Source organism: Bacteroides fragilis (assembly GCF_019583405.1).
GTDB classification, from domain to species: Bacteria; Bacteroidota; Bacteroidia; order Bacteroidales; family Bacteroidaceae; genus Bacteroides; species Bacteroides fragilis_B.
Map to the genome: position 1 here is coordinate 38858 of NZ_SZUU01000015.1, position 8872 is coordinate 47729.

Below are 8872 nucleotides of genomic sequence, written 5' to 3' on the forward strand. Positions count from 1 at the left end.
TATGGCAAAAGATTATGTTTTAGAGAAACGGAAATATGTGATCGGTGGAGTAGCATTGGCTATTGTCCTGATTTACTTGCTGCGTCTGTTTTCTCTCCAGATAGCTACTGATGACTATAAAAAAAATGCCGACAGTAATGCTTTCCTGAATAAGATTCAGTACCCGTCACGTGGGGCAATGTACGACCGGAATGATAAACTGTTAGTGTTTAATCAGCCGGCGTATGATATAACAATGGTGCCGAAGGAAGTTGAGAACCTCGATACACTCGACTTGTGCCAGACGCTGAATATCACTCGTGCACAGTTTCTGAAAATAATGAGCGATATGAAAGATCGTCGCAGGAATCCCGGTTATTCACGTTACACCAATCAGGTATTCATGTCTCAACTTTCGGCAGAAGAATGTGGCGTATTTCAGGAGAAGCTATTTAAGTTTCACGGATTCTATATCCAGCGACGCACCATTCGTCAATATAGCTATAACTCCGCTGCCCATGTGCTGGGTGATATTGGTGAAGTATCAATGAAAGACATCGAAAATGATGATTACTACATCCGGGGAGACTATATCGGGAAACAGGGTATTGAAAAATCATATGAATCTTATTTACGGGGCGAAAAGGGCGTTGAAGTATTGTTGAGGGATGCGCACGGACGTATACAGGGACATTATATGGATGGAAAGTATGATAAGCGTCCGATACCCGGAAAAAACCTGAAGCTCGGAATCGATATCGATCTCCAGATGTTGGGAGAACGCTTGTTGAAAAATAAAATCGGGAGTATTGTTGCTATCGAACCGGAGACGGGAGAAATACTTTGCATGGTTTCTTCACCCGATTTTGATCCGAGACTGATGATTGGCCGTCAGCGCGGAAAGAACCACTTGATGCTCCAGAGAGATCCGATGAAACCTTTGTTAAACCGTTCGATTATGGGAGTATATCCTCCGGGATCGACGTTTAAAACGGCACAAGCGCTGACTTTCTTACAAGAAGGGATTATTCAGACCAATACGCCGGCTTTCCCCTGTGCTCATGGGTTCAATTACGGGAGTTTGCATGTGGGATGTCATGCCCATGGTTCGCCGTTGCCGTTAATACCGGCCATTGCGACTTCGTGTAACTCTTATTTTTGTTGGGGCTTGTTCCGGATGTTTGGCGACCGCAAGTATGGTTCCTCACAAAATGCCATTACTGTATGGAAAGACCACATGGTGTCACAGGGTTTTGGCTATAAACTCGGGGTGGATTTACCGGGTGAAAAGCGGGGATTGATTCCTAATGCCCAGTTTTATGACAAGGCCTATCGTGGACGTTGGAATGGGTTGACAGTGATCAGTATCGCAATTGGTCAGGGAGAGATTCTGGCAACTCCTTTGCAGATAGCCAATTTGGGCGCAACAATAGCCAATCGGGGACATTTTATTACTCCACATATTGTGAAGGAAATTCAAGATGAACAGCTCGACAGCCTCTATCGGGTTCCCAGAAAAACCTCTATCGACCGGAAACACTATGAAGATGTGGTTACAGGCATGCGTGCTGCGGTCACCGGAGGTACTTGCCGGGTAGCAGGAGCCATTTTGCCGGACGTTGAAGTATGTGGCAAAACCGGTACGGCGCAGAACCGAGGACACGACCACTCCGTTTTTATGGGATTTGCTCCCATGAATAACCCAAAGATAGCCATCGCCGTATATGTTGAGAATGGTGGTTTTGGCGCAGTCTACGGAGTACCGATCGGAGCATTGATGATGGAACAATATTTAAAAGGGAAACTCTCTCCGGAGAATGAGATACGTGCAGAAGAATATAGTAATAGAGTGATTATGTATGGAAACGAGGAGCGTTAGTTTATGGAAAACATTGGATTGGGTAACGATCGTCATTTACCTGCTCCTTATAATCGGTGGATGGTTTAGTGTGTGCGGTGCCAGTTATGATTATGGTGATCGTGACTTTCTGGACTTTTCAACACGTGCCGGTAGGCAGTTTGTGTGGATTATCTGTTCTTTCGGGCTTGGTTTTATACTCCTGATGCTTGAAGAGCGAATGTACGATATGTTTGCATACCTGATATATATAGGTATGATTCTTCTGTTGATCGTAACCATTTTTATTGCGCCCGATACGAAAGGTTCCCGTTCGTGGTTAATATTAGGTCCGGTCAGTCTGCAGCCGGCGGAGTTTGCAAAATTTGCCACAGCTTTGGCTCTGGCGAAGTTTATGAATACCTATTCATTTAATATCAAGAAGTGGAAGTGCTTTTTACCCCTGGTCGCTTTTATCTTACTTCCGATGTTACTGATTATTTTGCAGAAAGAAACCGGTTCGGCATTGGTCTATCTTGCTTTCTTTTTGGTACTATATCGCGAGGGTATGCCCGGAGTCGTTTTATTTTCGGGAGTGTGTGCCGTAGTCTATTTTGTGGTGGGTATTCGTTTCGATCAGGTATTTATAGCCGATACGCCTACGCCTATCGGGGAGTTTGCCGTGCTGTTGATGATACTTTTATTCGCTGGTTCCATGGTTTGGGTGTATAGGAAAAAGTGGGGGCCTGTACGGAATATTATAGGCGGTAGTTTGCTTGTGTTGCTGATCGCTTATCTTGTTTCTGAGTATCTTTCTCCATTCAATCTGGTTTGGGTAGAATGGGGGCTTTGTGTGTTGACCATAGGTTATCTACTTTACTTATCGTTGAGCGAACGGCAACGTGCCTATCTTTTAATCGGATTGTTTGCTTTGGGTTCTATCGGTTTTCTTTATTCAAGTGATTATGTGTTCGACAACATTCTTGAACCTCATCAGCAGATTCGTATAAAAGTGGTGCTGGGGATGGAAGAGGACTTGGCCGGAGCCGGTTACAACGTTAACCAGTCGAAAATTGCGATTGGTTCCGGAGGGTTGACGGGTAAAGGTTTTCTGAATGGTACACAAACCAAGTTGAAATATGTGCCCGAACAAGATACCGACTTCATTTTCTGTACTGTGGGTGAAGAGCAGGGGTTTGTTGGTTCGGCAGCCGTTCTTTTGCTTTTCTTGGCATTGATACTTCGTCTTATAGCAACGTCAGAGCGGCAGACTTCTACTTTCGGACGGGTTTATGGCTATTCGGTTGTGAGCATTTTCCTGTTCCATTTGTTTATTAACATCGGAATGGTACTTGGTCTGACTCCTGTAATCGGTATTCCATTGCCTTTCTTTAGTTATGGCGGGTCATCTTTATGGGGATTTACGATTCTGCTTTTTATTTTTCTGCGTATCGATGCGGGACGTAGCAGACGACTATAAATGTTCTATTTTCAATCCCACATCGCTGATCCCGCTTAGTTGTTCATTCTTCATTTCGTGTACTATCTTGAAAGTGTAGTTGCCCGGATGTTTGACAAAGCAGTCCTTCAAAGGGAGTGCCGATTGGTAGAGACTTCCCCAGCCGGTTCCTGTCCATTTGCCTTCCCGGTCAGTCAGTATGAACTTCAGGGTATCTGTCTTCCATACAGTTGAATCTTCCAGATTATAATGGATGAGGATATTCAGATTCTGATAAGGGTAGTTGCTGCTGTTGCGTACACCAACGGACAGTCGCAGGTTGATTAGGGAATCTTTTAGAGGCACGTTGAAAAAGAGTGTATCACTCTTCTTCCATCCATCCGGGGGAGTGGATTGGTAAGAGTGATACACAGTATTTTCGTCACATGCAGTCAGAGCCCATGTGGTAAGGAGCATGCAAATGCTATTCTTGAGCAGGCTTTTCATTTTCCTGAGCTTTCTCGATACGTTTAGGTTGTTCATTGTTGCGCGGTCCGCGTGGTTCGCGAGGAGGGCGCTGTTCACGGGGGTCGTTTTTACGCGTTTCCCGGTTCTCGTTGTTACGCGTTTCACGAGACTCATTATTTTTACGTGGTTGGTTGTTGTTTCGATTATTGTTTTTCGGACGTTCACCACGTGTACGCTGTTGGTTTTGTACAGGCTGAGAACCGTTGTTCTCCTGTGCATTTACCGGAGTAGGTTGTGAACCCTGTGTTTCGCTATTGGCAGCTTGTTGCGGGCGGTTATTATTCTTCTTTTTCTTTTTCCGGTTTCCGTTTCCGCCTTCGTCCTTTCCATTTCCGTCTTTGGCGTTGCGGCGGCGGTCACGGTCGAAACGCGTCAAGCTTTCCTGCTCCAGCAAGTCAACAGGCTTTTTAGGTTCCGGCTTGCGTTCGGCTTCCAGCAGACTGTCTGGTTTAATTCCTCTTTTGTTCAGCCCTATCACTTCGAATGCACGTTTTCCGCTAATGGTCACTAAGTTTGCTGCAAAGTTTTTGTCGGTTGAATACGAAATCTGATTACTGAGGATATCTGCTTTGAAGAAGTAATAGGTTCCGTCTTTGGTTTCCAGTTCGATTTCTCTTGAGGGCAGACGTTTTTGTGCTTCTACATAGCAGTCCACTTCATAGTTCAGGCAACATTTTAACTTGGCACACTGTCCGGCCAACTTTTGAGGATTCAGTGAAATGTCCTGATACCTTGCTGCACTGGTTGATACGGATACAAAACTGGTCATCCAGGTGGCACAACATAACTCACGTCCGCAAGGGCCGATACCTCCGATGCGTCCGGCTTCCTGTCGTGCACCGATTTGTTTCATTTCGATGCGTACTCTGAAAGCTTCGGCCAGTACTTTAATCAATTGGCGGAAGTCTACGCGTTCGTCGGCGATATAATAAAAGATAGCTTTATTGCCGTCTCCTTGATATTCTACATCACCAATTTTCATATCCAGATTCAGACTGGCTGCTATCTGCCGTGCACGAATCATTGTGGTATGTTCTTTGGCTTTTGCTTCTTCATATTTCTCCATATCCACAGCTTTTGCTTTGCGGTAGATACGCTTGATTTCGGCATCCTGTTTAAAGTTTGCCTTTTTCATCTGGAGGGGGACTAATCGTCCTGTCAGGGTGACAGTACCAATATCGTGTCCCGGAGTAGCTTCTACAGCTACGATATCGCCTTTCTCCAATTTGATTTTGTTACTGTTACGGTAGTAGCCTTTGCGGGTGTTCTTAAATTGAACTTCTACCATATCACTCTCCTCTGCATTGCCTGGTATGTCGGCCAGCCAATCATAGGTATTTAGTTTTTTATCTTGTCGGGAACAGCTTTTACAACAAAGACCTCCGCTCCCATTATGCAGTTTAAATTCCATATACTTTATTTTAAAGTTATTGCTTTAACAGTACGATCATCTTCAGCGAGAAGTCGAAAAATACCATTTTAGCATTTACGTTCTGTTCAATATGTTTTTGAGCTTCACTCAGTTCATCCATGATGCCCATTACATTTCGTTCGTTGACAAAAGGGGCAAACCGTGTAGCGAAGTTCTGTTCTTCTAATGTCATATAAGTCAACTCTTTCCGGTGTAGGTTGTAGATAAAATTCTCCCGGATCATTCGTTGGCAGTATTCCAGAAAGTTTTTCTGGCGTTCGCGTCCCATGCCTGCCACTTGTTCACTCCATAATTTCATTTCCCGGATTTTCCGTTGGTAAGAGAGACGCATCAGACTGACAAACAGTTCGAAAAACAACTGATTCTCTTCATTCAGGTGAATCGTCTCGAGGGCTTTGATAAAGTTTCCGTTGGCCAGGTGGGCGATCGAAATACTTGTTACCTGCTGGACTCCGTATTTGCTTTGTAAAGCCTCGGCAATACATTCTTCCTCAATTTTACGTAGATTGAAGCGTTGCGTGCGGCTCAGTATCGTTTGGAGAATTAAATCGGGAGTCTCCGAAACCAAAAGGAAGATTGTCTTTTCGGGTGGTTCTTCCAGTAGTTTCAATAACTTGTTGGCACAAGCCTGTTGCATCTTTTCCGGTAGCCAGAGGAGTGTAATCTTAAATCCGCCCTCGCTGGATTTAAGGCTGAGCTTTTTCATGATCTCATCACTCTCTTTGGTATAGATTACGGCCTGTGCATTTTCTGCATTTATTTCGTTCAGCCAATGATTGATGGTAAAATAGGGATTGTTTAACACCAATTTTCTCCATTCTACAATGTAGTCATCACTTCTCCCGTTTTTTACTACCGGAAAAACGAAATGAACATCCGGGTGAACCAGCTTATTGAATTTCACACATGACGGACAGATTCCGCAAGCATCAGAGTCACTACGATTGGTGCAACTCAGATAGCGTGCATAGGCCAGTGCCAGCGGAAACTTGCCTACCCCTTCAGGCCCACAAAAAAGCTGGGCATGAGGGATGCGTCCTTCGCTGACTTCTTGTATCAGTCGATGCTTGGCCGCTTCTTGTCCGATGACGTCTCTGAAAAACATGGCTTAATAGATTGCTTTGGCTACTTCTTTAATACTGTCCACTGCTCCGATGGAGTAGAAATGGATACTGGGCACACCGGCTGCCATCAGCTCTTTGCATTGGCTGATGCACCACTTGATGCCTACCTGACGGGCTTCCTCATCGGTTTGGCACTTCAGTGCTTCCTTGGTCAACTCTTCCGGAAGGTCTACCTTGAAGGTTTTAGGCACCATGTTCAGTTGTGATATCTTTTTAAAGGGCTTAATACCCGGGATGATAGGGATGTCGATGCCTGCCTGATGTACCTTTTCTACGAATTCAAAGTACTTTTTGTTATCATAGAACAGTTGGGTAACGGCATATTCTGCGCCGGCTTCCACTTTCTTCTTCAACCAATAGATATCCATATCGATATTAGGAGCTTCTTCATGCTTTTCCGGATAGCAAGCCACACCGTATGAGAAAGGAGTATTAGTCACTTTCATCTCCGATCCGTCTACAAAAATACCTTTGTTGAAGTTATTGATTTGTTGCTGCAGATCCAAAGCATGATGGTGTCCGTCTCCCTCAGGAGTAAATACTGTTTCATGTTTGGCTTTATCGCCACGAAGCACTAATAGATCTGTAATACCCAGGAACTGAAGGTCGAGCAGTACATATTCTGTCTCTTCCTGTGTAAACCCGCTGCACAAAATGTGTGGTACTACTGTGATGTTGTATTTATTCTGGATGGCAGCAGCTACAGCTACGGTTCCCGGACGTCTTCTCAGGCGGTTGCGCTGAAAAAGTCCGTTGCCTAAATCCTGATATACATACTCACTGCGATGAGTGGTGATGTTGATATACTTTGGGTCGAACTCACGTAAGGTATCTATGGTTTGGTACAACTTCTCGATACCCGTACCCTTTAAAGGAGGAAGTATTTCGAAAGAGAAAGCTGTTTTTTCGTTGCTATGTATTAAATCAATTACTCTCATTATTTTTTTATTCGTCTTTGCTATCCTTGCAAAAGCATGCATATTGGGACAAAAATACGAAAAAAAGATGAAACGAAATCGTTGTAGAACCTGAAAAGATTGTCTTTGTTCCCAGTTATGATTCTTTTTTTGTTGTTAACCTGAACTTTTAATGAATAGAAGGCACAACTTTTATAAAAAGATATTTATTGTAACTTGTTTGGAGATATTTATCTGATTTGTATTATGCTCACATACAAGCGATAGTTATTTCTGCTTGAGTTGTAATGGAAGGAATGGAGAAATAAGTTTCGACTTCAAGATGATTCAAACATCATTGTCCGTATGAAGCTATACATTATTGGGGTGGAAAGAACTTTCTGTATGTTATTAATGCTATGATGGGAGATGATTGATGCAAAGCGGTTAGGCATAGGGATAAGGAGTGGGGGTGGTTTATAAAGGCAGGCTAAGGTTAATGCATGTCTTCGGTAAATTCTATGTGGATAACTGGTTGAGAGTCTGAAATTGAATTTGAAAACAGGATTCAAGTATAAAACCTGAATCACGTAATTTTCTATTAACACAAAATTATGGAAAGTACCTTTTAATAGTGCTGGTATAGAATAAGAGGAGATGGCGTAATTGACTTTGTTTGTATTATCCGGACATTATTGTTTTATGTTTTTGATTTCTTCTTTCATACCTACGGAGGGATAAAGAATGGGGATAAAGGTGGAGTTGACTTTCTCTTTCCTAATTTTTGGGAGGCACTATCCACAATTTTGTGTAAATAGAAAACTTCAGGATTCAGGCATTATACTTGAATCCTGTTTTCAAATATAGGGGACTTGTTTTGTGCCATTTCTCTTTTCTTGTTTTCTCTAATCAATACCTTTTAAACCAACATTCCTTTGGTTTAAAAGGTAGCCTTCTCCCGTTTCCGCCCCGAACTTTGCTTTTGAAAATCTTGCGCAACAGAGCTTCTCGGATCACAAACACACTCTCTCGGATTACCTCCATACTTGTCCTAATCGCAACTATCCCTTTCCGTCCACCCCTTATTCCTTTTTCCAGGAAACCCCCTCTTATCTCTTTATTTCCTTCATTCTCAATTTTTTTCCCCCTTTTGTTTTTCCTCTTCCTATTACTTGATTTAACACAGAGTTAAATCAAGCCTTTTGTTTTCAAATAACAAGCCTTTTCGAAGTAAAAGCTTTGTTCTTTCCGCCCCTGAAATAAACCTCTCCCCAACCGCATTAACAATGTTAACGCGTGCTTCCGTTCAATTTTTGTTTGATTCCTGTTTGATTTCCGTTCAACTCCCGCCAAAGTTCCCACCAGGTTTTTTGTTTAACCCCCGTCGTATTTTCTGTTTAACTCCCGTCAAGCTCCCGTTAACCCCCTATTTTCTCCTCAATTTCCTCCCCGAAACGTCCCTTTCCCTCCCTTTCGCAGCACATATCCTTTCCTTCCTCCCCTGCAAACTCCCCCTTATATAATATAATAATGTGTCCCTTTCCCTCTTTTCCTTCGCGTCCCCCATAATCCTTTTTTACAATCCTCCTCTCCCTCAGCCCTTTACGTTCCGAATCAAAATTTCTTCAAAAAAATACC

At 43.3% G+C, this 8872-nt stretch carries 6 protein-coding genes; 2 read left to right on the top strand and 4 right to left on the bottom strand.

Features of this window, described 5'->3' with window-relative positions; genetic code table 11:
- Nucleotide 1 precedes the first annotated feature (1 nt).
- Nucleotides 2–1858, top strand: coding sequence for a penicillin-binding protein 2 (gene mrdA, locus FDF36_RS20485; protein ID WP_005792058.1), 1857 nt, complete (start codon nucleotides 2–4; stop codon nucleotides 1856–1858).
- Complete coding sequence (gene rodA / locus FDF36_RS20490) at nucleotides 1839–3296, top strand: rod shape-determining protein RodA (protein ID WP_220392614.1); 1458 nt, start codon at nucleotides 1839–1841, stop codon at nucleotides 3294–3296. The genes mrdA and rodA overlap by 20 nt, the downstream gene beginning before the upstream one ends.
- On the opposite strand, the gene FDF36_RS20495 is transcribed toward rodA, so the two are convergent.
- From FDF36_RS20495 to metF, 4 genes are read right to left on the bottom strand one after another with little or no spacing between them, the layout of a single operon-like run.
- Nucleotides 3291–3761: a gliding motility lipoprotein GldH gene (locus tag FDF36_RS20495; RefSeq protein WP_220392615.1), complete on the bottom strand. Its 471-nt coding sequence runs from the start codon at nucleotides 3759–3761 to the stop codon at nucleotides 3291–3293. The genes rodA and FDF36_RS20495 overlap by 6 nt on opposite strands.
- Complete coding sequence (locus tag FDF36_RS20500; protein ID WP_220392616.1) at nucleotides 3739–5193, bottom strand: PSP1 domain-containing protein; 1455 nt, start codon at nucleotides 5191–5193, stop codon at nucleotides 3739–3741. Before FDF36_RS20500 ends, FDF36_RS20495 begins: the two co-directional genes overlap by 23 nt.
- Before the next feature lie 16 nt (nucleotides 5194–5209).
- On the bottom strand, nucleotides 5210–6319 hold the full coding sequence (locus FDF36_RS20505; protein ID WP_220392617.1) for a DNA polymerase III subunit: 1110 nt from the start codon (nucleotides 6317–6319) through the stop codon (nucleotides 5210–5212).
- 3 nt (nucleotides 6320–6322) lie between these two features.
- Nucleotides 6323–7276 (bottom strand): methylenetetrahydrofolate reductase [NAD(P)H], encoded by a 954-nt coding sequence (metF, locus tag FDF36_RS20510; protein WP_220392618.1) that lies wholly within the window; start codon nucleotides 7274–7276, stop codon nucleotides 6323–6325.
- Between the last annotated feature and the right edge of the window lie 1596 nt (nucleotides 7277–8872).